Genomic DNA, 1,031 nt, shown 5'->3' with positions numbered 1-1,031 from the left:
ATGACGACCAGATGGCGGCGATCCGTCTCGGACATGAACATCTTGCCGGCGGCCATGCCGACGCGATAGGCGACTTCGGCTGTCATGGGGAAGGCGTTGGCGCGGCCACGGATGCCGTCGGTGCCAAAATACTTTCGCTGGCTCATTCGCACTCTGTGTCAGGTCATTGGTATTATCGGGTTTCGATGCGAAAACCGTGCGGGAGGGTTATAAACCCGTACCCTGCCCCCGCCACTCACATCTTCGTTCCCAATGTTACGGCGCAAGTCTTAACAACCGATTTTCCATAAGGTTTTAAGCGCGGCCATGTAATCTTTTGTCACGGCAATTTACGCCTCCCTCACGGGTTCTCTGATATGGAGGACGCGCAATTTTCCAAGACTGCGGGGACAAGACCATATGTGCGGCATTATCGGCATTATCGGCAATTCGGACGCCGCCCCCCGCCTGCTCGAATCCTTGAGGCGCCTGGAATACCGCGGCTACGATTCCGCCGGCATCGCAGTGCAGACCGAAAACGGTCCCGAACGTCGCCGGGCCGAAGGCAAGATCCGCAACCTTGAAGCCGTAATCGGTAAGGAGCCCGTGAGCGGCCACGTCGGCATCGGCCATACCCGCTGGGCCACCCACGGCGCGCCGAGCGTCCGCAATGCCCACCCACATAGCGCCGGCCGCGTCACCGTCGTCCACAACGGCATCATCGAAAACTTCGCCGAGTTGAAAAGCGAACTCAAGGCCAAGGGCCGCGAATTTGCCTCGGACACCGATACCGAAGTCATCGCCCACCTGCTCGATGAGGCCCTGAGCACGGGTGCGGCCCCCAAGGACGCCTTCAAAAGCGTGCTTGATCGCCTGCACGGCGCCTACGCCCTGGCCATCCTGATCAAGGGCGAGGCGGAAACCCTCCTCGGCGCCCGACGCGGTTCGCCACTTGTCGTCGGCTGGGGCGAGGACGGCGAGATGTTCCTGGGCAGCGACGCCCTGGCGGTAGGCCCGTTCACCCAACGCGTCACCTATCTCGAGGAAGGCGA

2 pseudogenes are annotated in these 1,031 nt (G+C 61.5%); one reads left to right on the top strand and one right to left on the bottom strand.

The annotated features are described in order from the left end of the window. Window positions 1-146: pseudogene (locus J2X24_RS22460) on the bottom strand (phosphoglucosamine mutase); the annotation flags it as partial. A gap of 253 nt (window positions 147-399) precedes the next feature. Between J2X24_RS22460 and J2X24_RS22455 the strand changes: the two are divergent. Next, window positions 400-1,031: pseudogene (locus J2X24_RS22455) on the top strand (glutamine--fructose-6-phosphate transaminase (isomerizing)); the annotation flags it as partial.

The sequence above is a fragment of the Asticcacaulis solisilvae genome (assembly GCF_017875235.1).
Classification (GTDB): Bacteria; Pseudomonadota; Alphaproteobacteria; order Caulobacterales; family Caulobacteraceae; genus Asticcacaulis; species Asticcacaulis solisilvae_A.
This window is presented reverse-complemented; position numbering and strand designations above follow the sequence as displayed.